The organism is Pseudarthrobacter sp. MDT1-56, assembly GCF_059383555.1.
Genome location: NZ_JBWZCK010000001.1, coordinates 544,884 through 570,182, shown reverse-complemented (window position 1 = coordinate 570,182; position 25,299 = coordinate 544,884). Strand labels below are relative to the sequence as shown.

20 protein-coding genes are annotated in these 25,299 nt (G+C 69.0%); 4 read left to right on the top strand and 16 right to left on the bottom strand.

The genetic code is table 11. From position 1 onward, the window contains the following. Window positions 1-3: 3 nt before the first annotated feature. Window positions 4-1,140 (bottom strand): GuaB3 family IMP dehydrogenase-related protein, encoded by a 1,137-nt coding sequence (locus AC50YC_RS02770; protein WP_494952077.1) that lies wholly within the window; start codon window positions 1,138-1,140, stop codon window positions 4-6. Window positions 1,141-1,413: 273 nt separating this feature from the next. On the opposite strand from AC50YC_RS02770, the gene AC50YC_RS02765 reads away from it, so the two are divergent. Beyond that, window positions 1,414-3,318, top strand: coding sequence for a S8 family peptidase (locus tag AC50YC_RS02765; RefSeq protein WP_494952076.1), 1,905 nt, complete (start codon window positions 1,414-1,416; stop codon window positions 3,316-3,318). Between the two features lie 211 nt (window positions 3,319-3,529). Here AC50YC_RS02765 and AC50YC_RS02760 read toward each other — a convergent pair whose 3' ends face one another. From AC50YC_RS02760 to AC50YC_RS02735, 6 genes are all read right to left on the bottom strand, one after another. After that, on the bottom strand, window positions 3,530-5,371 hold the full coding sequence (locus AC50YC_RS02760) for an ABC transporter ATP-binding protein (protein ID WP_494952075.1): 1,842 nt from the start codon (window positions 5,369-5,371) through the stop codon (window positions 3,530-3,532). Between the two features lie 106 nt (window positions 5,372-5,477). Further along, window positions 5,478-6,989, bottom strand: a complete 1,512-nt coding sequence (gene guaB, locus AC50YC_RS02755) for an IMP dehydrogenase (protein WP_494952074.1) — start codon at window positions 6,987-6,989, stop codon at window positions 5,478-5,480. A gap of 180 nt (window positions 6,990-7,169) precedes the next feature. Beyond that, window positions 7,170-9,248 carry an acyltransferase family protein gene (locus tag AC50YC_RS02750; RefSeq protein WP_494952073.1) on the bottom strand — a complete coding sequence of 693 codons (2,079 nt, stop codon included), beginning with the start codon at window positions 9,246-9,248 and terminating at the stop codon, window positions 7,170-7,172. Window positions 9,249-9,459: 211 nt separating this feature from the next. Next, window positions 9,460-11,070 carry a chaperonin GroEL gene (gene groL / locus AC50YC_RS02745; protein ID WP_282379902.1) on the bottom strand — a complete coding sequence of 537 codons (1,611 nt, stop codon included), beginning with the start codon at window positions 11,068-11,070 and terminating at the stop codon, window positions 9,460-9,462. A 78-nt stretch (window positions 11,071-11,148) separates the two neighbouring features. Next, entirely contained in the window at window positions 11,149-11,445 is a 297-nt protein-coding gene (groES, locus tag AC50YC_RS02740; RefSeq protein ID WP_069949240.1) for a co-chaperone GroES, read from the bottom strand. 237 nt (window positions 11,446-11,682) lie between these two features. After that, window positions 11,683-12,126, bottom strand: a complete 444-nt coding sequence (locus tag AC50YC_RS02735; protein ID WP_494952072.1) for a hypothetical protein — start codon at window positions 12,124-12,126, stop codon at window positions 11,683-11,685. A gap of 55 nt (window positions 12,127-12,181) precedes the next feature. Here AC50YC_RS02735 and AC50YC_RS02730 point away from each other — a divergent pair, with 55 nt between their 5' ends. Continuing rightward, window positions 12,182-13,411: a THUMP-like domain-containing protein gene (locus AC50YC_RS02730; protein WP_494952071.1), complete on the top strand. Its 1,230-nt coding sequence runs from the start codon at window positions 12,182-12,184 to the stop codon at window positions 13,409-13,411. A 35-nt stretch (window positions 13,412-13,446) separates the two neighbouring features. On the opposite strand, the gene AC50YC_RS02725 is transcribed toward AC50YC_RS02730, so the two are convergent. Beyond that, window positions 13,447-14,289 carry a shikimate 5-dehydrogenase gene (locus AC50YC_RS02725; RefSeq protein WP_494952070.1) on the bottom strand — a complete coding sequence of 281 codons (843 nt, stop codon included), beginning with the start codon at window positions 14,287-14,289 and terminating at the stop codon, window positions 13,447-13,449. A gap of 72 nt (window positions 14,290-14,361) precedes the next feature. Next, window positions 14,362-15,807: a glycoside hydrolase family 3 N-terminal domain-containing protein gene (locus tag AC50YC_RS02720; protein ID WP_494952069.1), complete on the bottom strand. Its 1,446-nt coding sequence runs from the start codon at window positions 15,805-15,807 to the stop codon at window positions 14,362-14,364. Between the two features lie 445 nt (window positions 15,808-16,252). Between AC50YC_RS02720 and AC50YC_RS02715 the strand changes: the two genes are divergently transcribed. Next, on the top strand, window positions 16,253-17,404 hold the full coding sequence (locus AC50YC_RS02715; RefSeq protein ID WP_494952068.1) for a glutamate--cysteine ligase: 1,152 nt from the start codon (window positions 16,253-16,255) through the stop codon (window positions 17,402-17,404). Between the two features lie 27 nt (window positions 17,405-17,431). Here the strand turns inward: AC50YC_RS02715 and tsaD are convergent, their stop codons facing one another. The 6 genes from tsaD to AC50YC_RS02685 all read right to left on the bottom strand — a co-directional run bounded on the left by tsaD (window position 17,432) and on the right by AC50YC_RS02685 (window position 23,132). Next, window positions 17,432-18,529 (bottom strand): tRNA (adenosine(37)-N6)-threonylcarbamoyltransferase complex transferase subunit TsaD, encoded by a 1,098-nt coding sequence (gene tsaD, locus AC50YC_RS02710; RefSeq protein WP_494952067.1) that lies wholly within the window; start codon window positions 18,527-18,529, stop codon window positions 17,432-17,434. Then, window positions 18,526-18,993, bottom strand: a complete 468-nt coding sequence (gene rimI / locus AC50YC_RS02705) for a ribosomal protein S18-alanine N-acetyltransferase (RefSeq protein ID WP_494952173.1) — start codon at window positions 18,991-18,993, stop codon at window positions 18,526-18,528. The genes tsaD and rimI overlap by 4 nt, the downstream gene beginning before the upstream one ends. 113 nt (window positions 18,994-19,106) lie before the next feature. Beyond that, on the bottom strand, window positions 19,107-19,778 hold the full coding sequence (gene tsaB, locus AC50YC_RS02700) for a tRNA (adenosine(37)-N6)-threonylcarbamoyltransferase complex dimerization subunit type 1 TsaB (RefSeq protein ID WP_494952066.1): 672 nt from the start codon (window positions 19,776-19,778) through the stop codon (window positions 19,107-19,109). Continuing rightward, entirely contained in the window at window positions 19,778-20,431 is a 654-nt protein-coding gene (gene tsaE / locus AC50YC_RS02695) for a tRNA (adenosine(37)-N6)-threonylcarbamoyltransferase complex ATPase subunit type 1 TsaE (RefSeq protein WP_494952065.1), read from the bottom strand. The genes tsaB and tsaE overlap by 1 nt, the downstream gene beginning before the upstream one ends. Next, on the bottom strand, window positions 20,428-21,648 hold the full coding sequence (gene alr, locus AC50YC_RS02690) for an alanine racemase (RefSeq protein WP_494952064.1): 1,221 nt from the start codon (window positions 21,646-21,648) through the stop codon (window positions 20,428-20,430). The genes tsaE and alr overlap by 4 nt, the downstream gene beginning before the upstream one ends. Window positions 21,649-22,040: 392 nt before the next feature. Next, entirely contained in the window at window positions 22,041-23,132 is a 1,092-nt protein-coding gene (locus AC50YC_RS02685; RefSeq protein WP_354169424.1) for a carbohydrate kinase family protein, read from the bottom strand. A gap of 81 nt (window positions 23,133-23,213) precedes the next feature. On the opposite strand from AC50YC_RS02685, the gene AC50YC_RS02680 reads away from it, so the two are divergent. After that, window positions 23,214-24,632, top strand: a complete 1,419-nt coding sequence (locus tag AC50YC_RS02680; RefSeq protein WP_494952063.1) for a family 4 glycosyl hydrolase — start codon at window positions 23,214-23,216, stop codon at window positions 24,630-24,632. Between the two features lie 10 nt (window positions 24,633-24,642). On the opposite strand, the gene AC50YC_RS02675 is transcribed toward AC50YC_RS02680, so the two are convergent. After that, complete coding sequence (locus tag AC50YC_RS02675; RefSeq protein ID WP_494952062.1) at window positions 24,643-25,188, bottom strand: GNAT family N-acetyltransferase; 546 nt, start codon at window positions 25,186-25,188, stop codon at window positions 24,643-24,645. Between the last annotated feature and the right edge of the window lie 111 nt (window positions 25,189-25,299).

Sequence of the window (25,299 nt, the reverse complement as noted above, 5' to 3'; positions counted from 1 at the left end):
CTGTCAGTTGCCTGCGTACGGCGAAACGACGACGTCGACGCGCTGGAATTCCTTCAGGTCCGAATAGCCGGTGGTCGCCATCGACCGGCGCAGCGCACCGATCAGGTTCGACGTTCCGGACGTGTGGTGGCCCGGCCCGAAGAGAACCTCCTCGAGCGGCCCGACGGTACCGACGTTGACCCTGTCGCCGCGGGGAAGTTCAAGGTGGTGCGCTTCCTGGCCCCAGTGCCAGCCCTTGCCCGGGGCTTCCTCGGCGCGGGCGAGGGCACTGCCGAGCATAACGGCGTCGGCGCCCATCGCGATCGCCTTGACGATGTCGCCCGAGGATCCCATGCCGCCGTCGGCGATCACGTGGACGTAGCGGCCGCCGGACTCATCCATGTAGTCGCGGCGGGCCGCGGCGACGTCGGAGATGGCGGAGGCCATCGGCGAGTGGATGCCGAGGGCGCGGCGGGTGGTGCTCGTGGCGCCGCCGCCGAACCCGACCAGCACTCCGGCGGCACCGGTGCGCATGAGGTGCAGGGCCGGGGTGTACCCGGCGGCCCCGCCGACGATGACCGGGACGTCGAGTTCGTAGATGAACTGCTTCAGGTTCAGCGGCTCGTGGGCCTTCGAAACATGCTCGGCCGAGACGGTGGTGCCGCGGATCACGAAGATGTCGACGCCGGCGGCCACCACGGTCTTGTAGTGTTCCTGGGTCCGCTGCGGGGTCAGGGAGCCGGCAACGGTGACGCCGGCGGCGCGGATCTCCGCGAGCCGGGTGGTGATCAGCTCAGGCCGGATCGGCGCCTGGTAGAGCTCCTGCATGCGCCGGGTGACGGCCGGGCTGTTGGTCTCGTCCTCGAGCGCACCGATCTGGTCCAGTACGGCCTGCGGATCCTCATACCGGGTCCAGAGGCCCTCGAGGTCGAGAACGCCGAGTCCGCCGAGCCGGCCCAGGGCGATGACGGTTTCCGGCGACATGGCCGAGTCCATCGGTGCGGCGATGACCGGCATGTCGAACTTGTAGGCGTCGATCTGCCAGGCGACGGACACATCCTTGGGGTCACGCGTACGTCGGTTGGGGACGATCGCAATGTCATCCAGGGAGTAGGCACGACGCCCACGCTTGCCACGGCCAATCTCAATCTCGTAAGTCACGTCCCCACTTTACTTGACCCTGGCCTTGACCCGGCGTTTGGCCGCGCCACCGGGCCGCGGAGGGCACGGCGGCGGCTGCCGCCCGCGCCGCGGAGAGCACCCCGCGATGCACGGATTAATCGATAGTCCACACGAACTTGACACTTTTTGTCAAGAGTTTACAAAACGCGCAAATGCCTTTACGTTTGCTTTCGCCCGGCCGGGATTTCAACCGGCCGCCTCCACCCCCAGTTCCGGGCATTCCGCAATGCCCGGTTAAAGAAAGCAGAACCCATGGGAAGTGCATCACTTAGGAAGTACCGCGTCCTGGCCCTGTCGCTGGCCGCCGTCGTTGGCACCATGACGCTCACCGTCACCCCGGCGCTCGCCACTCCCGGCACCGGACCGGTGGCCTCGGAGAATGTTCCGGCTCCGGACGTCAACGCCGGCGAGGCCTACACGCAGTTCATTGTCAGCTTCAAGAAGACGCCGGGCAACGCCACGCCCAACGGCCGTGCGAACGCGTGGGGCGCTGCCGCCAGGCAGCAGGGGGTGAGTGTGCGGGAACTGCGCGCCCTGGCCACCGGAGGAACCCTGATCGCCTCGGACAAGGCGCTGTCCGACCAGGCCGCCCAGGACTTCATGGACGCAATTGTCGCTTCCGGAGCGGTCGACGCCGTGGAACCCGACGCCCGCATGACGGCCGTGCTGTCGCCGAACGACACCCGTTACGGGGAGCAATGGGACTTCACCGGGGCCAACGGCATGCGCATCCCCGGCGCCTGGGATTCCTCCACAGGGTCAGGGGCCACTGTCGCCGTGATTGACACCGGCATCACGGCGCACCCGGATCTGGACGCCAACGTACTGCCGGGCTATGACTTCGTCTCCGATGCCACCGCGGCGCGCGACGGCAACGGCCGGGACTCGAACGCCCAGGACCAGGGCGACTGGTACGCCGGCGGCGAATGCGGCCAGACCGCAGCCGCCAACTCGTCCTGGCACGGCACGCACGTCTCCGGCACCGTTGCCGCTGTCACGGGCAATTCCACGGGTGTGGCCGGGGTCGCCCCGAATGCGAAGGTCCTCCCGGTCCGCGTCCTGGCCAAGTGCGGCGGATCCCTCTCCGACATCGCGGACGCCATCATCTGGGCCTCCGGCGGCACCGTCTCCGGGATCCCCGCCAACGCCAACCCGGCCAAGGTCATCAACATGAGCCTGGGCGGCTCCGGCAGCTGCGGCACCACCTACCAGGCTGCCATCGACTCCGCGGTGTCGCGGGGCTCCACGGTGGTGGTGGCTGCCGGCAACAGCAACCAGGACGCCGCCGGCTTCCGTCCGGCCAACTGCAACTCCGTGGTGACCGTCGCCGCCAGCAACCCGGGCGGCAGCCTGTCCTACTACTCCAACTACGGCGCGACCGTGGACCTCACCGCCCCGGGCGGCGACACCAGCGTCAGCGGCGGCGGCATCCTCTCCACGATCAACACCGGAACTTCGACGCCGGGCGGGGCTGGCTACGCCAACTACCAGGGCACCTCGATGGCGGCCCCCCACGTGGCCGGTCTCGCGGCCCTGATGAAGTCCAAGTCCCCCGCCCTTACCCCGGCCCAGGTGGAGTCCACGCTCCGGCAGGGCACCCGGGCGATGCCGGGCGGCTGCACCAAGGGCTGCGGCGCCGGCCTCTCCGATGCCACCGCCACCATGGGGCTGCTTGGCGGAACAACCCCGCCGCCGCCGTCGGGAAACCTGCTGCTGAACCCAGGCTTCGAGAGCGGCCCGGCGTCCTGGACCTCCGACCACGCGGACACCTTTGAGACCGGAACCAATGCCCGCACGGGCAGCGGTTTCGCCGGCCTGAACGGCTGGGGCCAGGCGACGTCGTACAAGCTCGACCAGACGATCTCCATCCCGTCCTCCGTGACCGGTTCCAGCCTGTCCTTCTACCTGAAGACCCTGACCGACGAGACCACCGCCGGTACCGCCTACGACACCCTGAAGGTGCAGGCCATCAGCGGGGGCGTCACGACCACGCTGGCCACCTACTCCAACCTCAACAAGTCCACCGGCTACGTGCTGAAAACCCTGAATCTGTCCTCGTTCAAGGGCAAGACCGTCACCCTGCGCTTCCTGGGCGTGGAGGACTCCTCGCTCAAGACCTACTTCTTCGTGGACGACACCTCGGTGACGACCTCGTAGCAGCAGGCCGGGCAGCAGGCCGGGCAGCAGGACTGGCAGCAGGAATGTCAGCAGGAATGGGCATGCCCTCCCTTCCCGGGAGGACATGCCCATTCTTCGTGCCCGCGCGTGGGCATAGCACCGTTATGTCCACTGGACCTGGCTCGCGGAGGGCATGTCCGCAGAGCGGAGGTCCGGGCAGGCCAGGCCGGCCCAGGGCCCGGCCTCCCCGTCAGACGCCCTCGGCCTCGTCCACGGTGAGCTGGGATTCGAACATCCGGAAGTAGCGGCCGCGCAGGGCCACCAGTTCCTTGTGGGTGCCCTGCTCCACAATCCGGCCGTCCTCCAACATGTAGACGACGTCGGCCTTCTCGATCGTGGCGAGGCGGTGGCTGATGGCGATCATGGTGCTGCTGCGGTCGGCGAAGAGCCGCGTGAAGATGCGGTGCTCCGCGAGCGCATCAATGGCCGAGGTCGGCTCGTCCATGACCATGAACGGGGCATTCCGGTAGAAGTTCCGGGCCATGGCGAGGCGCTGCCACTGCCCGCCGGACAGGCCGCTGCCTTTTCGTCCGCGCGGGTCCTCCATCCAGTTGCTGACGTGGTTGTCCAGGCCGTTGGGCAGCTTGTTGATGAACTCAAGGGCTTCGGCGTCCGCCGCCGCACGGCGGATCCGCCCGTCGTCGCGCAGTGACTCGACGTCGCCAAAGAAGATGTTCTCGGCCGCGGTCGCAAACTCGTACTTCAGGAACTCCTGGCTGAGCACCGCCAGATGGCGGTGCCAGGACTTGACGTCGACGGCGGCGAGGTCGACTCCGTCGAGCAGCACCTGCCCGGAATCCGGGCGGTAGAGCCCGGCGAGGATCCGGATGAGGGTGGATTTGCCGGCGCCGTTCTCCCCCACGATCGCGATGTGCTGGCCCTCGCGGATGGTCAGCGAGATGCCCTTGATGACTTCCAGTTCGCTGCCCGTGTAGGTGAAGCGGATGTCCCGCAGCTCCACGGTCCCGGGCGCCTGCAGCAGCGGCGGGGCGTGGTCAGAGTGCACCGGCAGCGCCATGAACAGCTCGTAGTCCTTGAGGTTCGCGAGGTCCTCGTCAATGGAACTGAGCGACGAGACGAGGCTGTTGGCGGTGGACAGGGCCCGGCTGACAATCTGCTGCACGTAGAGGAACTGCCCCACCGGCTGCGCCCGGGCGATGATCTGCCCGACCACCCAGATCAGCGACACCACCTCGGCGCCGTACTGCAGGGTGTCCGCGGCGAGCTGTTTGGGGATGTAGCGCTTCTGGAAATCCAGCCGCCGGCGCTCATCCGCGTCGCGAAGCCGGGAGCGGAGCCCCATGAGGTACCCGACGATCCCGTAGAGGCGCATCTCGGCGATATGCTGCGGACGCAGGAGGTTGATCTCGATCATCCGCCGCTGCCGGCGGGAATCGATCTGGGTGTTCCAGTGCGCGATCTGCTCGCGGGAGAGCTTGAACTGAAGGTAGACGCTGGGCACGATCGCCACGAGCACGATCACGGCGATCCACCAGCTGACCAGCATCAGCGCGCCGATCGCCAGGATCACCGAGACCAGCTGGGTGAAGATGGCGGCGATTCGGTCCAGGACGCGGGCGTAGGAATCGGAGAAGCGCTTGGCCCGGTCGTACAGGTCGACCGTTTCCTTGTCGTCGTAGCGCCAGAATTCCAGGGCCAGGAACCGCTCGTACATGAGGTCGCCCACGATCGCGCCGACCTTGAAGCTCATGAGCTGCTGGATGTACCGGTCCACGCTGCTGAAGGCACCCCAGAACAGTCCCAGCGCGGCGGTGATGATGACGTAGACAACGGCCTGCTGCCCCGCGGCGGCATCACCGGCGTAGGCGGCCGCGAGGGCCGTGGTGGTCAGGGCGGCGAAGTAGGTGGTGACGAGCGGCAGCAGCGCCGAGATCAGCGAACCCACGACTTTCATCACGACGGCGGCGGGCGAGGCCCGGAAGCTGACGCGCAGCACCTGCGCCACCGCGCGGGCGTAGGGCCGCAGCGCCAGTTTGCGCTTCGGCTCACGGGCGGGCCTGAGTTCGGACATGCCTCCAGCCTAGTTGCCGGATCTCACGGCGCAGGCGCGGCTCCCGGACGCACGAAGGCCACGGGGAGAGTTCCCCGTGGCCTTCGTGGTGCTGGAGCGGTGCGGTTTAGCGCGAACCGTAGTTCGGTGCCTCCACCGTCATCTGGATGTCGTGCGGATGGGACTCCTTCAGCCCGGCCGCGGTGATCCGGACGAACTTTCCACGGGCCTTGAGCTCCGGCACCGTCGGGGCGCCGGTGTAGAACATGGTCTGGCGGAGGCCGCCGACCAGCTGGTAGGCCACAGAGGCCAGCGGGCCGCGGTACGCCACCCGGCCCTCGATGCCTTCCGGGATGAGCTTGTCATCGCCGGAGACGTCGGCCTGGAAGTAGCGGTCCTTGGAGTAGGAGGTGTTCTTGCCGCGGGTCTGCATGGCGCCGAGGGAGCCCATGCCGCGGTAGAGCTTGAACTGCTTGCCGTTGACGAAGATCAGGTCACCCGGGGACTCGTCGCAGCCGGCGAGCAGGGAGCCGAGCATCACGGTGTCGGCCCCGGCAACCAGGGCCTTGCCGATGTCGCCCGAGTACTGCAGGCCGCCGTCGGCGATCAGCGGCACGCCGGCCGGAATGGCGGCCTTGGCCGACTCATAGATGGCGGTGATCTGCGGAACGCCGACGCCGGCGACCACACGGGTGGTGCAGATGGATCCCGGGCCCACGCCGACCTTGATGCCGTCGGCACCGGCGTCGATTAGCGCCTGGGCGCCTTCGCGGGTGGCGGCCTGGCCGCCGATGATGTCCACATGCGCGGCCACCGGATCGGACTTGAGCCGGTGGATCATGTCCAGGACACCTTGGGAGTGGCCGTTGGCGGTGTCGACGAAGAGGGCGTCCACGCCGGCGTCGATCAGCGCCATGGCCCGCTCCCAGCCGTCGCCAAAGAACCCGATGGCGGCGCCGACGCGCAGCCGGCCCTCGTCGTCCTTGGTGGCCAGCGGGTACTGCTCGGCCTTGGTGAAGTCCTTGGTGGTGATCAGGCCCTTGAGTCGGCCCTGCTCGTCAACGAGCGGGAGTTTCTCGATCTTGTTGGTCGCGAGCTTGTGCGAGGCTTCCTCGCGGCTGATGCCGACGTGCCCCGTGACGAGGGGCATCTTGGTCATAACGTCGCTGACCAGGCGGATGGGGAAATCCGCTTCCGGGACGAAGCGGGTGTCGCGGTTGGTGACGATGCCCAGCAGCCGCATGCCCTCGTCCACGACGGGCAGCCCGGAGACCCGGTAGTGCGAGCAGATTTCGTCCAGCTCGGCCAGGGTGGCTTCCGGACCGATGGTCAGCGGATTGGTGATCATGCCGGATTCGCTGCGCTTGACCCGGTCCACCTGGTCCGCCTGGTCGGCGATGGAGAGGTTGCGGTGAACGACGCCGAGGCCGCCCTGGCGGGCCATGGCGATCGCCATCCGCGATTCGGTGACCGTGTCCATTGCCGCGGAGAGCAGCGGGGTCTGGACCGAGATGCGCTTGGAGATCCGGGAGGAGGTGTCGGCCTCGGAGGGGATAACATTCGTGTGGCCGGGCAGCAGCAAGACGTCGTCGTACGTCAGTCCGATGAAGCCGAAGGGGTTGTGTTCGGGCTGGGTCATGAGTGCGCCTCTTACCTTGGTTACGGGTTTCACGGGTAGGGGTTGCAACAGATGACCAGCCCGTCATTACGGGCATGGCCTGTGCAGAAGTGTTGAATAAATACTAGAACCTTGGCGGCGATCCCCATATTCCGGGGCAGTAATGTGAGCAACGGCACCGGCCGGACCGGCGCCGGCGCGTCACGTCCAGCCGGTGGCAGCGAGCAGCCGCTGTTCGAACATCGGGATCATGCTCTGGACGTAGGTCTTGGTCAGGTGGTTGTCGTCCTTGTAGACGTACACATTCCCGACGACGGCCGGGCAGATCCCGCCAGCGCAGATGAAGTCGCTCAGGTCCATCAGGTGCAGCCCGGGCACCCTCCCCCGGTACGCGTCCAGCGGGGAGAACTCGGCCAGGGACTCCTGCAGCGGCACCTGGCATTTCGGGGCCTCGGGCCCGTGCTTCTGGACGCATTCGGGCATGTTCATGGTGAAGCGCGGGTTGTCGCGGATGCCGACCACTTCAATGCCGGTATCGGTGAAGGGTTTGATGCCTTCGAGGTACTGCGGCACCTCGGTTTCGAAGGGTGCGTCCTTGTGGGTCAGCGAGGCGACGGTGAAGACCGCGTCCGGCTGGTGGTCCAGGACGTACTGGGCGCTGGCCCTGTTGAAGGCGTTGCACCCGGCGTCCCGGTCCGGGGATTCGCCGCCGAAGCGGCAATTGCCCTTCAGGAGGGCCACGACTTCCCAGCCGTGGCTTCGGGCAACCGGGCCGAGCGCGGCCATGTACTGCTGGGCGTGGGAGTCACCGAGCACCACGATGCGCTTCGTAACGGTGTCCGGGCGGCTGTTCTGCAGGCATCCCGCGAGCAGCGGATCCCCCGGGATGTTCCCGTCCGTGCACAGCCCGTCGATGTCCGCCCATTCGTTCTTCATCGCGACCGGAGCCGGGATGATCTTCGCGTCCGGCGTCGGCTTGCCCGCATTCTCGGGCGCCAAAGCGGCCGCTCCGGGGGTCAGTTCCCTCGGCTGTGCCGCGGCCACGGCCTCATCCGCCAGCAGTCTGCTCTGCCACACGGACACCGGGCCCGCCAGCAGCGCGCCGCACGCCGCGATCACGACGGCGGTGCGCCAGGCGCGGCGCTGCGGCCAGTGCCACTCGCGCAGCGGCTTCTCCACGAACCGGGTGGTGAGCACGGCCAGCACAACCGAGGCGGCAACGATCGCCAGGCCCTGGATCAGGTTCGGCGCAGTGATGCCCGTCGCGGCGAGGGCCAGCACCAGCAGCGGCCAGTGCCAGAGGTACAGGGCGTAGGAGTTGTCCCCGAGCGATACCAGCGGCTTCCAGGTCAGGAACCGGTCCACGCCGAAGCGGCTGCCGCTCTGGCCGGCGACGATGATGGCCGCCGCGGCCAGCGTCGGCCACAGCGCTATGAAGCCGGGGAAGGAGCGGTCCACGGTGAGCAGCAGGCCGCAGGAGAGCATCGCGGCGAGGCCGGTCCAGCCAAGGACAACGCGCAGGGCCTTGCCGGGCTTGAGGTGCGGCAACGCGAGCGCCAGCAGCGAGCCGAGGGCGAATTCCCAGAGCCGGGTGCGGGTGTCAAAGTAGGCGTAGGACTGGTTGGTAGCTGTCTGCTCGATGGAAAACCCCAGCGACACCACGAAGATCGCGCCGAAGGCCCCGGCCAGGAGGGCGGGATAGCCAACCCGGTCGCCAACGCGGGTCCGGCGCAGGAACCGCAGCAGCAAGGCCGCGCCGGCGAACACGAGCGGCCAGAGCAGGAACACCTGGCCCTGGATGGACAGCGACCAGAAGTGCTGCAGCGGGCTGGCCGCCGCGTGGTCCTGCGCGTAGTAGTCGACGGCGGTGTCGGCCAGGAGCCAGTTCTGCCGGTACAGCAGCGAGGCCCAGGCCTGGTCCAGCACGTCGGGCCAGCGGCTCTGGGGCAGGACCACCCGGGTGCCGGCCAGGACGCCCAGGACAACCACAACGACGGCGGGAAGCAGCCGCTTGAGCAGGTGGAGCCAGTGGCTCAGGAGCCGCAGGGGCTTGCCGGCCTCCACCTTCCGGGCAAAGCTGAGGGTCGTCAGGAACGCCGAAATCAGCAGGAAGATGTCCACCCCGCCGGAGACCCGCCCGAGCCACACGTGGTAGGTGACCACCATGAGGACCGCGAGGGCGCGGAGTCCCTGGACCTCGGGGCGGTAGCCCGATTTTGCGCGCGCCGGCGAATCCGCGCCCGCCGCCTGCGGGCTGACTATGGTTCGCTCGTTCGACACTCGGGACCCTCCAAGCCGGTTTCCAAAGCTTCAATGCTACCGAGTCGAAAATTCTCTGGCCAATCACGGCGGCGGGAGTCCGTGGAGCGGCTGGTGGCGAAACTCCATGGGCATCGCCGGCAGGCGTCGCGCCTGAACCGGGAAGCATTGCGGGCACAGAAAAGGCCGGCCCGGCTGATGCCGGACCGGCCCTGACTGCTATGGCTTGGTGCTAGTGCTGGTGTCCTGCGTGCTGGTCTTCCTCGGCAGGCTTCTCGACCACGAGGGTTTCCGTGGTGAGCACCAGTGCCGCGATGGAAGCCGCGTTGCGGAGGGCCGCACGCGTTACCTTCACGGGGTCGATGACGCCGGCAGCGATCAGGTCTTCGTATTCGCCGGTCTTGGCGTTGAAGCCCTGGTTGTTGGCGGATTCGGCGACCTTGGCGACGACGACGTAGCCGTCGAAGCCGGCGTTCTGGGCGATCCAGCGCAGCGGCTGGGTCAGTGCCCGGCGGACGATGCCGACAGCAGCTGCCGCGTCGCCTTCGAGGGCCTGGACGGCCGGGTCCTCGTCGAGCGCCTTGAGGGCGTGGATGAGGGCGGCGCCGCCGCCGGCGACGATGCCTTCCTCCAGGGCAGCGCGGGTCGAGGACACGGCGTCCTCGATACGGTGCTTCTTTTCCTTGAGCTCAACCTCGGTGGCAGCGCCGACCTTGATCACGCCGATGCCGCCGGCCAGCTTGGCCAGGCGTTCCTGCAGCTTTTCCTTGTCCCAGTCGGAGTCCGTGCGGGTCAGCTCGGCGCGCAGCTGGGAAACCCGAGCTGCGACGTCCTCTGCCGAACCGGCGCCGTCCACGATGGTGGTGTTGTCCTTGGTGACGGTGATGCGCCGGGCGGTACCCAGCACCTCAAGGCCAACCGTGTCCAGGCTGAGGCCCAGTTCCGGCGAGACAACCTGGGCGCCCGTGAGCGTGGCGATGTCCTGCAGCATGGCCTTGCGACGGTCACCGAAGCCCGGCGCCTTGACGGCGACGACGTTCAGGGTGCCACGGATGCGGTTGACGATCAGAGTGGAGAGTGCCTCGCCGTCGACGTCCTCGGCGATGATGAAGAGCGGCTTGGAGCTCTGCAGCGCCTTTTCCAGCAGCGGCAGGAAGTCCTGGACCGAGGAGATCTTGCCCTGGTTGATCAGAATCAGGGCGTCTTCGAGGACAGCTTCCTGGCGTTCCGCGTCGGTGACGAAGTACGGGGACAGGTAGCCCTTGTCGAACTGCATGCCCTCGGTCAGGACCAGTTCGGTCTGCGTGGTGGAGGATTCCTCGATGGTGATCACACCATCCTTGCCGACCTTGTCGAATGCCTCGGCCAGCAGCTCGCCGATCTCGTCGCTCTGGGCGGAGATGGAGGCGACGTTGGCGACCTGGGTGCCTTCGACCGGGCGGGCGTTTTCGAGCAGGCGGGCGGCGATGGCCTCAACCGAGACCTCGATGCCGCGCTTAATCTGGCCCGGGGCGGCGCCTGCCGCAACGTTGCGGAGGCCTTCCTTGACGAGGGCCTGTGCCAGCACCGTGGCGGTGGTGGTGCCGTCACCGGCAACATCGTTGGTCTTGGTGGCGACCTCCTTGGCAAGCTGCGCGCCAAGGTTCTCATACGGGTCGTCCAGCTCGACTTCACGGGCGATGGTGACACCATCGTTGGTGATCGTGGGTGCGCCCCACTTCTTGTCCAGCACGACGTTGCGGCCGCGCGGGCCAAGCGTCACCTTGACCGTGTTGGCGAGCTTATCGATGCCGGCTTCAAGCGACCGGCGGGCAGCGTCGTTAAACGCAAGCTGCTTTGCCATGGTTTTGTCCTTTCAAAGACAGAACCCCGCGCAACTGACCCGTCAAAAGGAGGATCGGCGGCGCGGGGTCCAAGAGAGTTACTTTACGACGATCGCCAGGACGTCGCGGGCGGACAGCACGAGGTACTCGGTGCCGCCGGTCTTGACTTCAGTTCCGCCGTACTTGGAGTAGATAACAACGTCGCCAATGGTGACATCGATCGGGACGCGGTTGCCGTTGTCGTCGAAGCGGCCGGGGCCAACTGCTACAACTTCGCCTTCCTGCGGCTTTTCCTGCGCGGAGTCCGGGATAACCAGGCCGGAAGCCGTGGTCTGCTCGGCTTCGAGCGGGCGGACAACAATACGATCCTCAAGAGGCTTAATAGAGACCGACAATGACCTCTCCTTTTCGTCAGCAAATTCGTGGACTTCAAAGCTGTGGTGCCAAGGCGTACAGACCGTCGTCGCGGTGCCGGCAGCAGCCTGGCTGTAAAGCTTCAGGTGTTAGCACCCTCCTAGGGAGAGTGCTAATGACGACTCTATGTAAGTAGTTAGCACTCGGTCAAGGTGAGTGCCAGAAATTCGTTCCCGGTGAACAGTGCAGGCTGTTCAGACACCGGTGCCGGCGCCGGGCTACCGTCCGCCCAGGTCCTCGAAGTCGACGTCCTCGCCGTTGTCGCCGTCGTCCGAACCGGCCTCGTTCCGGTGCCGGTACAGCACCAGGCCGGCCGCCGCGGCGAGGGCGGCACCCAGGGCCAGGAACACGGCGCCGCCGGCGCGGACCGCGGCGTAGCTCTCGCGGATGGCCTTCGCCTCGTCGGTGGTGTCCTGGACGTCCTTGCCGCCGACGGAGTAGACCGTGGCGTTGAAGGAGTCCAGGAAGAAGATGATGACCAGGAGCGCCACGCAGACGACGGCGATGACGACGCCGGCGATCAGCGCCGGCCGGGCGTAGCGGGCGAGTCCCTGGCGGGCGGGATGGCCGCCGTCGGCGTCCTGCTGCGCGGCGCCGTTCTCCGGGTAGTTCTCGTCTGTGCCGCTGTCCGTGCCGCTGTTTGCCGTGCCGCTGTCATCCATGCCGACAACCTTATCGGGCGCCCGGCCCCACCCGCGCTGAACTAGGCTGGATCCCATGGCTGACGCACCGCAGGACCAGATCGCCCCGCTTTTGAACCCCGAGGGCTGGGAGCTGCTGGCGTCACTTGGGCCCTACCGGGAGGACGAGGCGTTCCGGCTCAACGCCTCCCTCCGGAAGGCCGGCCACTCCCCCGAGCTCGTCTCGGCCGCCCTCACCCAGTCGCGGCTGCGGACCAAAGCCGAGGCCAAGTTCGGTGAGTTCGCCCGGCAGATGATCTTCACCCAGGCCGGCCTGGAGCAGGCCACCCGGCTCACCGTGGCGGCCCGGCACGCGCAGCGTTTCGCGGAAGCCGGCGTGCAGCATGTGGCGGATCTTGGCTGCGGCCTCGGTGGTGATGCGATGGCGTTCGCCTCGCTGGACATCCAGGTCACGGCGGTGGAGAGTGACGAGACGACGGCGGCCTGCGCCACGATGAACCTGATCCCGTTCCGGAACGCCACTGTGGTCCACTCCGATGCGACCACGGTTCCCCTCGACGGGATGGACGGTGTCTGGCTCGATCCGGCGCGCCGGACCACTTCCACCTCGGGCACGAAGCGGCTCTGGGATCCGGAGGACTTTTCCCCGCCGCTGTCCTTCGTCGAATCCCTGGCCGCGGCCGGCCTGGCCGTGGGTGTGAAGATGGGCCCGGGCATGCCGCACGATTCGGTGCCCAAGGACTGCGAAGCCCAATGGGTGTCCGTCGGCGGGGACGTCACCGAAGTGGCGTTGTGGTTCAACGCGGTCCGGCGGCCGGGAATCCGACGCGCTGCCCTGCTGCTGGGCCCCGCGGGCGCGGCGGAGCTCACCAGCGCCGAGGACTTCGACGGCGGCCCGGTCGCCCCGGTGGGACCGGTCGAGGGGTACCTCTATGAGCCCGACGGCGCCGTCATCCGCGCCGGGCTGGTGGCCGACGTCGCGCTCCAGCTGGACGGGCACCTCGTGGACGAGCACATCGCCTACATCTGCGCCCCGGAACTGCGGGACACCCCCTTTGCCCGGGCCTACAAGGTCCTGGACGTGATGCCCTACAACGTCAAGGCGCTCAAGGCCTGGGTCAAGGACCAGGGCATCGGAGTGCTGGACATCAAGAAGCGCGGCACCTCGGTCACTCCGGAGGAACTGCGCAAACAGCTCCTCCCGGGAGGGAAGACCGGAGGGAAGAACAAGGGCACGAAAACAGCCACCCTGGTCCTCACCCGGATTGGGGAGGAAAGGGTGGCTGTTTCGGTGGAACCGGTCTAGGACCGGGTGGCCGTAGTCCCGGCTTCCCGGGGTGGCTACTGGGCCCGCATGAAGTCCTCGGCGGCCCGGACCTGCTCGTCGCTGGGCCGGATCCCCGTGTACAGCACAAACTGCTCCAGCGCCTGGATGGTCGCCACTTCCGTACCGGTGATCACGGTCTTCCCGGCCGCCCGGCCGGCCTTGATCAGCGGGGTCTCGGCCGGCAGCGCGACGACGTCGAACACCACCTTTGCGGCGTCCACTGCTTCCTGCGGGAAGGACAGCGCCTCGGCATCGGAGCTGGCTGCCGCGCTCCCTGCCATACTGCCGGCCATACCAATAGGAGTGACGTTGATGATCATGTCTGCCGTCAGGGAATCGACGTCGGCGCGCCAGGCAAAGCCGTAGAGCCCGGCGAGCGCCCGTCCCGTTTCTTCGTTGCGTGCGATCACGGTGACGTCCCGGAACCCGGCGTCGCGCAGGGCGGCGGCCGTGGCCTTCGCCATGCCGCCGGCGCCCCGCAGCAGCACCGAGTGTGTCGAGGGCACGGCGTTGCGTTGCAGCAGCTGCTCGATCGCCGTGTAGTCGGTGTTGTAGGCGGTGAGGGTGCCGCCGTCGTTGACGATCGTGTTGACCGAGTCGATGGCTTTCGCGGACGGGTCCATCACATCCACGAGCGCAATGACGTCCTCCTTGTAGGGCATCGACACGGCGCAGCCGCGGATTCCGAGGCCGCGCACTCCGGCGATCGCCTGGCCGAGGTCCGTGGGCGCGAAGGCCTTGTAGATCCAGTTCAGGCCAAGCTGGTCGTACAGGTGGTTGTGGAAGCGCGTCCCGTTGTTGCTCGGCCGGGCCGAGAGCGAGATGCAGAGGGTCATGTCTTTATTCAGGATGGGCACCCCTCCATTAAACGACAGTCCCGCCCGGGCCGCCGCGCTCCCGGACGCAGGCCGGTCCGCGCCGGCCTGCTGTTACGCGCAGCCGGTTCCCGGCTGTTGGGACCCGACGGCGACAGGAAGCTTTCCGGGAGCCTTGGCATGTCCGGCCAGCACGGCGGCGAGCGCGTCGAAAGCGCCCTGGCTCCGGCCGTAGATCGCGATCCTGGCCGGGGCCGTGGACTCTGCCAGTGGCCAGGGCGCGTCGAGGGCCACCGCCACATCCGCCGGCGTGTGCGGCGCAGCCGGTGATGCCGAGGCGCCGATCAGCGAGACGAGCGGTCCCGCGCCGATGCTGATGCCGGCGTTCCGGGCAGAGGCGGTGAAACGCGCCCGGTCCTGGGCCGAGCCGCCCGTCACGCGGACGCTGGCCGGCACGATCGGCCCCTCGCAGGGCCCCGCCAGGACCGTGATGGCCGCCGCAGAGACTTCCTGCGACAGGCCGCTGCCGCTGCCGGGCGCCGTTCCGGGTCCCGCGCCCGTGCGGGCACGCCAGATCATCATGGTCACGACGCGCTGCGCCGCCTCGGCCAGCCGTTCGGGCGGCAGGGCACCGCTGCGGACCGCGGCGATGATCGCGGCATGGGCCGCGTCGACGTTGGCGGGCATCAGCAGCAGGTCGGCGCCGGCGGCAAGGGCCAGCGGCGCGGCGGAGTCGTTGGGATACCGTCCCTTGACCGCGCCCATGTTCAGCGCATCCGTAACGGCCACACCCTGGAATCCCATCCCCCTCAGTTCGGCGTAGGCCGCCTTGGATACGGAAGCGGGGACGCCGGGCTCGAGCGCGGGAACGGCGATGTGGCCGGTCATGACCATCGGCAGGCCGGCATCGATGGCAGCCTGGAAGGGCTTGAGGTCCTTGGCCCGGAGCTGCTCCAGGCTTGCGCCCTGGACCGGCAGCCGGGCATGGGAATCGACGCTGACCGAGCCGTGGCCCGGAAAGTGCTTCGCGGCCGGCAGCAGCCCCGCCGCCAGCATCCCCTGGGAAAACGCGACCCCGAAGCCGGAGGCGGCGTCGGCGTCGCCGGACATGGACCGAGCCCCGATGGTCGGATCGGCCGGGCCCATGGTGACGTCGGAGGTCGGGGCGAAGTCGGTGTTGAAGCCCAGCGCCGCGAGTTCGGAGGCCATGGCCTGGCCGGCCTCGCCGGCAAGCGGCCCGCTTCCGGCCGCGCCGTAGCTCATCGGGGCGGGCCATTCGGTGAGCGGCGCCCGCAGCCGTGCCACCACGCCGCCTTCCTGGTCGACGCCGATCAGGCCGGGCCAGCTGCGGCCGCCGGCCTGTGCCGCGGCCTGAAGCCGGTTGGCGATGCCGTGCATCGCCGCGGTGTCCACCCGTCCGTCGGGCATGCCCGGGACGTTGTCGCCCATGATGATGGATCCGGCCAGGTGCAGACGCTCGATGACTGCGGCCTGGGCCTCATGGTCGAGTCCGCGGTAGAACGGCAACAGGACCTGCCCGGCTTGCTGCTCAAGGGTCATCGCGGCAACGGCCCTGGCCGCGGCCGTCGCGTCCCGCTGCTGTGGCCCCCAACCGAGCGGCCGGATCCCTGCGCGCGGGAATGTCGCTGGATCGTCCGGCAGCGTTGCGGACGGATCGGAGGGTGGCGCCGGGGGCGCCGGCGGTGGTGCCGGCGCGGTCGGTGCTGTGGGTGCGGGGGGCGCGGAGTCTGCCGAAGGGTCCGGCGTCGGAGGCTCCGAGCAGGAGGCGGTTCCGAGGACCAGCCCCAAAATTGCCGTCAGTACCGCCGCGCTCCGGGGTCGTTTGTGAACACTTTCACGTTTTCGCTGCAATCTGGCCACCGGCTCGATGCTACCCCTGCACTAGACTTGAGCCACCGTTGCCTCGCCAACTGTCCGGCAAATCCGCCCAAGACGAAAGCCGGACGGGGCAGGGAAACGGACAGCACAACAATGAAGGGACCACATGAAGATTGACTTCGCTTCATCCAGGCAATCAACTCTTGGTGTGGAATGGGAACTTGCCCTTGTGGACGCGGAAACCGGGGAACTGGCGTCCGTGGCCAATGAGGTTCTCCGCGGGGTCGCCGCGCGGCACCCCGAGCTGAACGAGGACGACGAGCACCCGCACATCAAGCAGGAGTTGCTGTTGAACACGGTGGAGCTGGTCACCGGCATCTGCAATACCGTGGCGGAAGCGAAAGCGGACCTCAGCAGTTCCCTTGCCGCCGTCCGTGATGTCACCGATCCCATGGGCGTCGAGATGTTCTGCGCCGGCAGCCACCCCTTCAGTCCCCCGCAGCTGCAGCCGGTGACCGACAAGGCGCGCTACGCCAAGCTCATCGACCGCACGCAATGGTGGGGCCGCCAGATGGTGATTTACGGTGTCCACGTGCATGTGGGCCTGGACAGCCGGGACAAGGTGCTCCCGGTCCTGGACGGCCTGGTGAACTATTTCCCGCAGTTCCAGGCGCTCTCCGCCTCCAGCCCGTTCTGGGGCGGCGAGGACACCGGGTACGCCTCGCAGCGCGCGCTGATGTTCCAGCAGCTGCCCACCGCCGGTTTGCCCTTCCAGTTCGCCAGCTGGGAGGACTTCGAGTCCTATGCCCAGGACATGTTCACCACCGGTGTGATTGACTCACTCTCCGAAATCCGCTGGGACATCAGGCCCGTCCCGCATTTCGGCACCATCGAGATGCGCATTTGCGACGGCCTGGCCACGCTGGAGGAAGTCGGCGCCATCGCCGCCCTGACCCAGTGCCTCGTCGACGAGTTCTCCACGACGCTGGACAACGGCGGCACCATCCCCACCATGCCGCCCTGGCATGTGCAGGAGAACAAGTGGCGTGCGGCCCGCTACGGCCTGGACGCCATCATCATCCTCGACGCCGCGGGCAACGAACAGCTCGTCACGGATCACATCCGCGAGACGGTCGCCCGGCTCGAACCCGTCGCCGTGAAACTGGGCTGCGTCACGGAGCTGGCCGACGTCCTGAAGATCATCGAGCGCGGCGCCGGGTACCAGCGGCAGCGGCGCGTGGCGGCCGAGCACGGCGGCGACCTGCGCGCCGTCGTCCTGGACCTGGTCCAGCAGATGCGCAAGGGCCCCGAAGCCTAGGCCGGCCCGTCGTGTCGCCGGACCGGCTCAGGCCGAGACGGTGGTGACCGGCAGCGAGGAATCCGGCGCGAAGCCGATGCCGCTCGGCGCGATCCCCGCCATCACCAGCCGGGCGCCTAGCGCCGCGACCATGGCGCCGTTGTCCGTGCACAGGGCCAGCGGCGGGACGGTCAGCCGGATCCCGGCGGCGCTGCAGCGCTGTTCGGTGAGCTGGCGCAGCCGTGAATTCGCCGCCACGCCGCCGCCCAGCAGCAGCTCGGTGATGCCGTTCTCCCGGCAGGCCAGCACCGCTTTGGAGGTAATGATGTCCACGACGGCCTCCTGGAAGGCAGCGGCGATGTCCGCCACCGGCACCGTCTCGCCGCGGGCCTCGAATTGCTCCACGCAGCGTGCGACGGCGGTCTTGAGTCCGCTGAAGGACCAGTCGTAGCGGTGCGGGCCGGGTTCCTCCGCGGTTCCCATGTATTTGGGCTGGCTGAGTCCGCGAGGGAAGCGGATGGCCTTGGCGTTGCCCATGCGTGCCAGCTTGTCGATGGCCGGGCCGCCCGGATAACCGAGGCCCAGGAGCCGCGCCACCTTGTCGTAGGCCTCGCCGGCAGCGTCATCGATGGTGGACCCCAGCAGCTCAACGTCCCCGGTGATGTTCCGGATCCGCAGGATTTCGGTGTGACCGCCGGAGACCAGCAGGGCGCCCAGGTTTTCCGGCAGGGCGTTCGCCGGCTGCGCGCCTTCGTCCGTCTGCAGCAGCCCGACGCCGACGTGCGCGACGAGGTGGTTGATGGCGTAGAGCGGTTTGCCCGTCGCGACGGCGAGCGCCTTGGCAGCGCAGACGCCAACCATCAGGGCGCCCGCCAGCCCGGGACCGGACGTGACGGCGATCGCGTCAATGTCTTCCAGGGTCACTCCGGCCTCGGTCAGCGCCTCGCGGAGGGTGGGGACGAAGGCGTCCAGGTGCGCTCGGGAGGCGATCTCGGGGATCACGCCGCCGAACCGGACGTGTTCCTCCATGGAGGAGGACACGGTGTTGGTCAGCAGCTGCGTTCCGCGGACAATCCCGACGCCGGTCTCGTCGCAGGAGGATTCGATGCCAAGGACCAGCGGCCGGCCGAGCTGGGTGCTGTTCATGGGCGGTCTGCTTCCCTGGGTGTGGTGTCGGGGTGGGGGGTGCCGAGCCGGAGCCGCATGATCAGCGCGTCGACGCCGTCGCGGTAGTAGCGGGGCCGGACGTGGATCTGTTCGAATCCGTAACGGCGGTAGAGCTGCTGGGCGCGGGGGTTGTCGGCCCGGACTTCCAGGAGCACGTCCTCGGCACGCCGCAGCCGGCTTTCCCGGATGAGCTCGGTCAGCAGCGCCGAACCGATCCCCTGGCCTTCCTGCTCCGGCACGACGGCGATGGTCTGGACGTCGGCGATCGGCTCGATGCACATCAGCCCGGCGTAGCCCACGATCTGCCCGGCACGCTCGGCCACGAGGTAGCGCCGGGTCTCGGCCTGCGCCAGCTCGGCGTCGAACATCTGCCGCGGCCAGGCGTCCACCGGGAACAGCCTGCACTCCAGCTCGTGCACAGCCGGGATGTCCGCGGCGGTCATGTCCCGCAGGGTCACCCCGCCGGGCAGCCGCGCCGGGTCAGTGGCCGGTCCTGCGGCCGCCCCCGTGGCCTGTGCCGAGGCCTGTGCTGCGCTCTGTCCTGCGGACCGGGCGTTCACAGCGCCCGCTTCCGCGGGCCGGGGACCTGGGCGTCGGATTCGCGCAGGTACAGCGGGGTGGAGTCCAGCAGCTGCTCCCCCGCGGCGAGCCGCGCCAGCGCGAACTGGCCCAGCGAGAGGGCCTCCGGCTGGCGGTCGCTGAATGCCGGGACGGCCTTCACGACGTCGGCATACAGGCCGGCGCCGGCGCCGTAGACCGGAAGATCGGGAAGGTCCGCGGCAAAACCGACGTGCGGGCCGTCCAGCAGCTGCGGCAACTGGCCGCTGCTGAGGGCATACCGGGCCCAGTAGACCTCTTTGCGCCGGGCATCCGTGGCGACGATGAACTCCGGCGCCGCATCGGTGGACTCCGCCACCTCCAGGGCGATGGCGTCCAGGCTCATCAGCCCGTAGAGCGGTTTGCCCCAGACGAACGCGAGGGTGCGGGCCGTGACGATCCCCGAGCGCAGTCCGGTGAACGGGCCCGGCCCCACGCCGGTGACAACCGCGTCGATGTCGGCGCCGCTCAGGCTGGCTTCGGCGAGGAGCGCCTCGATTCCCGGCGCCAGCACCTCGGCGTGGCTCCGGGTGTCTTCGGTGGCGAAGCTTCCCACGAGGGATTCAGGGGTGTCGTCGGAGACGAGCGCGGCGCTGGCCACCGCCGAAGTGTCGATGGCTAGGATCAGCATCAGTTCCCTTCCGGGGTATGGGGCGGGCGCTGCGGCGCGGGAGGGGCAGGCGCGGCCGCAGCCTGCACGGGCGCCGCGGCCGCGGCGAGGACAGGAGGGGCCACCCAGCGCGGACCGAAGCCACGGATCACGATGGTGCGCGGTTCGTCGTCGTCGTCGGTGTCAAAATCCAGCACCTCAGCGTGTTCGGTTGTTTCCGGGGATTGGGCAGATTCCGGAGACTGGGCGCCGCCGAGACTGCGGACCAGGTCCACTTCGAGCCGGCTCTCACTCAGGTGCTCCACCCGGCCGCGGCCCCATTCCACCACGGTCACGGCGCTGTCCATCGTGTTCTCCAGGTCGATATCGTCGATTTCCGAGGCCGACCCCAGCCGGTAGGCATCAACATGCACCAGGTCCGGGCCACCCGGCCGCGGACCATCGGGCAGGTTCGGGTGGATCCGGACCAGCACGAACGTCGGCGAGATGATTCCGGACCGGACCCCCAGGCCCTCGCCGAGGCCCTGCGTGAAGGTGGTCTTGCCCGCTCCCAGCTCCCCGGTGAGGACCAGCAGGTCACCGGCCTGGAGCTGGGCGCCGAGGACCGCCGCGAGCGCGTGCGTTTCGTCCGCGGTCCCGACTTGCAGGGTCTGTTCCCAGGCCGCCGCGCTCACGGCCGCTGCTCGCCGCTGGAGGGATCTTCATTGACGTAGCGGCGCGGCACCCGGGGACTGATCCGCGTCACGATCTCGTAGTTGTTGGTGCCCGCGGCCTGGGCCCAGTCCTCTGCGGTGGGCCCGCCGTCGTCGCCGTTGCCAAACAGCACGGCTTCGGCGCCGAGGACGCTGCGGCCGCCGGCCGAAACGTTGAGCGGGCCCAGGTCGATCACCATCTGGTCCATCGCGATGCGCCCCACCACGGGGTAATTCACGCCCTCGACCCGGACCGGTCCCCCGGTGGCGATACGGGGGACGCCGTCGGCGTAGCCGAGCGGGATCAGCCCCAGCGTGCTCGCGCCGCCGGTGCGGTAGTTCAGTCCGTAGGAGACGCCCTGGCCGGCGGGCACATCCTTGCAGTGCGAAACGACGGTGCGGACCGTCATGGCGGGGCGCAGGCCCAGTTCCTCCGAGCTCTGCCCCTCAAACGGCGAGAGTCCGTACAGGCCCAGCCCCACGCGGACCAGGTCAAAGTGGGTGTCGGGCCGGGACAGGGTGGCCGGGGTGTTGGCGAGGTGCCGTACCTCGGGGTCCACGCCCGCGTCCTGGGCGATGGCGAGGGCTTCGCGGAAGGCCGCCAGCTGGTCGTCGGTTTCCGGGCGCTCGGGTTCATCGGCGACGGCCAGGTGGGAGAAGATGCCCACCACGCGCAGCAGGCCCTGGTCCTGGTAGTCCATGGCTTCGCCCACGAGGCTGTCCCAGGCATCCAGGGTCGCGCCGTTGCGGCCCAGCCCGGTGTCGATCTTAAGGTGCACACGGGCCGGCCGTTCCTGCTCGCGGGCGGCCGCAACAATGCGTTCCAGCTCCCAGCCCGAGCAGCCGATGTCGATCCCCGCAGCCACGGCGGCGGCGAAATTGCTCTCCGGGGTGTGCAGCCAGGCCAGCAGGGGTGCCTCGATGCCGGCGGCGCGCAGGGCCAGGGCCTCGGAGATGTGGGCCGTTCCCAGCCAACTGGCGCCGGCGCCGAGCGCGGCCCGGGCGACAGGGACGGCGCCGTGGCCGTAGGCGTCGGCCTTGACCACCGCCATCACCTGCGCCGGTGATGCCACGGACGCCACGCGGCGGACATTGTGCCGGATGGCTTCGAGGTCGATTATTGCCGAGCGCTCCTCGGCATAGGCCGGCGGAGCCTCCGGAACGGGCCGGAAGTCACCTGTTGCTGCTGGGTAAGTCACTTAACGATTCTAGGGGTGGCCGCGCATCCGGCTTAATTCAGGGCCCGTGGCAGCCTCCCCCGGGTGGACATGCCCAGTCTTCACGCCCGGCGCTGGGCACAATGGCATCATGTCCATCCCTGGGCCCGCAGGGAGGGCATGTCCAGTGGCCACGCATTCCCGGGCCCGAACCCTCCCGCGGGACATGCCCAGTCTTCACGCCCGCCACTGGGCACAATGGCAGCATGTCCACTCCTGGCCCCGGACGGAGGGCATGTCCAGTGGCCACACGTTCCCGGGCCCTACCCCTCCCGCGGGACATGCCCAGTCCTCACGCCCGCCATTGGGCACAATGGCAGCATGTCCGCTCCTGGGCCCACGCGGAGGGCATGTCCAGTGGGAGGGAGAGGCGGCTACGCGTCCGAAAGGTGAGCGATGGTCGCCGTCGCCCGCCGTTGCGCTTCCTGCGGCACGTCCCGGACGATGTCCTCGAGGAAGCGGTAGCGCCGGAGCCACTGGCTGCTCTGGCGTTCCTTCCGGGCGTTGGCCCGCTGCCACCAGTCCGCGATGTCCCCCCAGCCGGGTGCGGCCAGCGAGCCGCCGACCTCCTGTACGGCCAGCGCGGCGCAGAGATTGGCGAACCGCAGCCGGTCGCCGAGCGGCCAGCCCGCGAGGCAGCCGACGATGAAGGCGGCGCCGAAGCAGTCCCCCGCGCCGGTCGGGTCGAAGGCCGGCACCGGCAGCGACGGGACCCACTCCTCCTCGCCCGTTTCCGAGTCCACAGCCATAGACCCCTGGGGCCCGAGCGTCACCACGGCGACCGGCACCTTGTCCGCCAGGGCGTAGAGCGCCGCCCACGGATTGTCGTGGCCGGTGAAAGCCATCGCCTCATGCTGGTTCGGCATAAAAGCATGGAAGTACTGCAGGTTGTCCAGCCGTGCGGAGGACCAGGCTCCCGTGGGATCCCAGCCGACGTCGCCGAACAGCCGGACCCCGGCCTTGTGCGCGTCGAGCGCCCACGGCTCCAGCTGCTCACCGAGCTCTGCGACGGCGGCGAGCGCCGGCGGCGGGCAGCCGACCAGTTCGCTGGAGGTCACCGGTGCCGGGTGGCCGTGGGTCACCATGGACCGGTCGTGGTCCACGCTGAGGGACACCGTGACCGGGGAGTGCCAGCCGGCGATCTTCCGGGACAGCGACAGGTCCACGTGTTCCTGTCCGGCCAGGATCTTCCAGTTGTAGTCGCCGTAGCCGTCATCACCGAACGCTGCCGCCAGCCCGGTCCGCAGGCCCAGCCGTGCCGCGGCGATGGCCTGGTTGGCCACACCGCCGGGGCAGCTGCCCATCCCGTCGCTCCAGATCTCGGTTCCGGCGACCGGCGCATGCGGCAGTCCGGTGAAGATGATGTCCTGGAAAACGGTCCCGGTCAGCAGCAGGTCAAAGCCCTCCGCCGCCGGGATCCGGACGGAGGAAAGCGGGTCAAAGCGCCGCGTCGGTATCGCGTCCATATATGCACAGTACGCCGTCCGGGTACCGCAGGAAAGCGTCCGCGGGGGCCCGGAACGTGCCGCTGTGCATAGACTGTCGACATGCGGCTGATGATTGCCGGGGGCGGCGGATTCCGGGTACCGCTGGTCTACCGGGCACTTTGCGCGGGCCCCTTCGCCGGGCTGGTCCGAGAACTGGTGCTGTACGACGTCAATCCCGGCCGGCTCGCCGCCATCAACGCGGTCCTGGCCTCGCTCGCGGGGCAGCACCCGCCCGGCGCCGCGCCACCTCCCGCAATCCGCGCCACCACCTCCCTGGCCGAGGCGCTGCCCGGCACGGACCTAGTGTTTGCCGCGATCCGCCCCGGCGGGACAGCCGGCCGCACCGCCGACGAGCGGGTGGCCCTGGACCTGGGACTCCTGGGCCAGGAAACCACGGGAGCCGGCGGCATCTCCTATGCGTTGCGGTCCATTCCCCGCATGCTGGACCTCGCCGCCCAGATGCGGCAGCACTGCCCTGACGCGTGGCTGCTGAACTTCACGAACCCGGCCGGCATGGTCACCGAAGCCCTGGTTCCGGTGCTCGGCCGCAAAGTGGTCGGCATCTGCGATTCGGCCAGCGGACTGGTGCACCGGGCGGCGCGGGCCGCCAGCGTCGCGCTGCCCGAGGGAAAGCTCGACGGCGTGGGCTACTACGGCCTGAACCACCTCGGCTGGCTGTACCGTCTGGCGTCCGGCGGCCGCGACGTACTGCCCGGGCTGCTGGCCGATGCGGACGCCCTGGCCGGGTTCGAGGAGGGACGCCTGTTTCCGCAGCCCTTCCTGGCCGAGCTGGGGTGCCTGCCCAACGAATATCTGTACTACTACTACGAGACCGAACGCGCCCTGGCCGGCATCCGGTCCTCCCCCGCGACCCGCGGCGAGTCCATCGACCGGCAGCAGTCCGAGCTCTATCCGCGGCTCGCGGCGGCCGGCCGGGAGGCCTACGGGCTGTGGGACGCCGCGCGCCGTTCCCGAGAGGAGGGATATCTCGCCGAGGCACGTGCCGCCGGCGAGCGCCGGGATGAGACGGACCTGGCCGGCGGCGGCTACGAACGCGTCGCCCTAGCGGTGATGCGCGCCCTCTCCGGCGGCGGCGCGGCGGAGCTGATCCTGAACACCCCGAACACCACCAGCGACGCCGGCGGGGGCGCAGCGACGCCGGCGATCCCGGGGCTGCCCGCGGAAGCCGTCGTCGAGGTGCCCTGCCGGGTGACGCCCGACGGCGTGGCGCCGCTGGCGCAGGAGCGACCGGCTCCTGCCCAGCTGGCCCTGCTCCGGCAGGTCAAGGACGTCGAACGGCTCGTCGTGGCGGCCACCAGCCGGGACGCGGGGTCGACCGGGGCCGGCCGTCGGGAAGCCGCCCTGGCGGCGTTCGCCGGACACCCGCTGGTCGGCTCCGCGGACCTTGCGGCCAAACTGCTGGCCGGGTACGAGGACGCGTTCCCGGAACTGCAGGGACTCTGGCGCGGGAAGCCCTGAGTCCCTGCCGCTACAGCCTGCGGTACATCAGGTGAAGGCCCACGTAGCCCAGCCGCGGGTGCAGGAACGCTTCCGGGATCGTGGCCAGCACCTCGAAGCCCAGGGACTGCCAGGCGGCCACGGCCCGGACGTTGCTTTCCACGACGGCGTTGAACTGCATGGCACGGAATCCGGCCGCCCGCGCCGCGTCGAGCGAGTAGGCGCACAGCCCGCGCGCCACCCCCTTGCCCCCGTGCGCCGGGTGGACCATGTACCCGGCATTGGCGACGTGGCTCCCGCCGCCGCCCTGGTTTGCGTGCAGCTCGCCGGTGCCCAGGATCAAGCCGTCGAGCTCCCCCCGGCCCGCCGCGACGAAGGTGTGACCAGGGGGCTGTTTGAACCACCGTTCGCGGGCCGGGTGCTCGGTGGTGTCCCGGTCCCAGGTGAAGGTCTCCCCGGCCCTGATCACGGGTTCGAGGATCTCCCACATCGCCGGCCAGTCCGCGCCGGTGGCCGGGCGGATGGCCCAGTCCGGGGCGGTGGAATCGGTTTCTTCGCTTGTGCTCACAGCCGTCACGTTAGCAGCACGCCCGGCTCTGTGACCGGCGCCGCCCACCGGCCTATGAACCCGCGGGATTTTCAGGAGTAGTGTTTTATCGAAATGCAGTTCCGGGCGTATTAACCAGGG

Excerpts from the sequence above, each read along its gene's own strand:
- guaB (WP_494952074.1), bottom strand. The coding sequence starts at position 6,989 with ATGACCCAGCCCGAACACAACCCCTTCGGCTTCATCGGACTGACGTAC.
- AC50YC_RS02735 (WP_494952072.1), bottom strand. The coding sequence starts at position 12,126 with ATGGATGACAGCGGCACGGCAAACAGCGGCACGGACAGCGGCACAGAC.
- AC50YC_RS02685 (WP_354169424.1), bottom strand. The coding sequence starts at position 23,132 with ATGGACGCGATACCGACGCGGCGCTTTGACCCGCTTTCCTCCGTCCGG.
- AC50YC_RS02720 (WP_494952069.1), bottom strand. The coding sequence starts at position 15,807 with ATGACCCTTGAGCAGCAAGCCGGGCAGGTCCTGTTGCCGTTCTACCGC.
- tsaB (WP_494952066.1), bottom strand. The coding sequence starts at position 19,778 with ATGCTGATCCTAGCCATCGACACTTCGGCGGTGGCCAGCGCCGCGCTC.
- AC50YC_RS02760 (WP_494952075.1), bottom strand. The coding sequence starts at position 5,371 with ATGTCCGAACTCAGGCCCGCCCGTGAGCCGAAGCGCAAACTGGCGCTG.
- AC50YC_RS02765 (WP_494952076.1), top strand. The coding sequence starts at position 1,414 with ATGGGAAGTGCATCACTTAGGAAGTACCGCGTCCTGGCCCTGTCGCTG.
- groL (WP_282379902.1), bottom strand. The coding sequence starts at position 11,070 with ATGGCAAAGCAGCTTGCGTTTAACGACGCTGCCCGCCGGTCGCTTGAA.
- AC50YC_RS02680 (WP_494952063.1), top strand. The coding sequence starts at position 23,214 with ATGCGGCTGATGATTGCCGGGGGCGGCGGATTCCGGGTACCGCTGGTC.
- tsaD (WP_494952067.1), bottom strand. The coding sequence starts at position 18,529 with ATGAACAGCACCCAGCTCGGCCGGCCGCTGGTCCTTGGCATCGAATCC.
- AC50YC_RS02730 (WP_494952071.1), top strand. The coding sequence starts at position 12,182 with ATGGCTGACGCACCGCAGGACCAGATCGCCCCGCTTTTGAACCCCGAG.
- rimI (WP_494952173.1), bottom strand. The coding sequence starts at position 18,993 with ATGACCGCCGCGGACATCCCGGCTGTGCACGAGCTGGAGTGCAGGCTG.
- AC50YC_RS02715 (WP_494952068.1), top strand. The coding sequence starts at position 16,253 with ATGAAGATTGACTTCGCTTCATCCAGGCAATCAACTCTTGGTGTGGAA.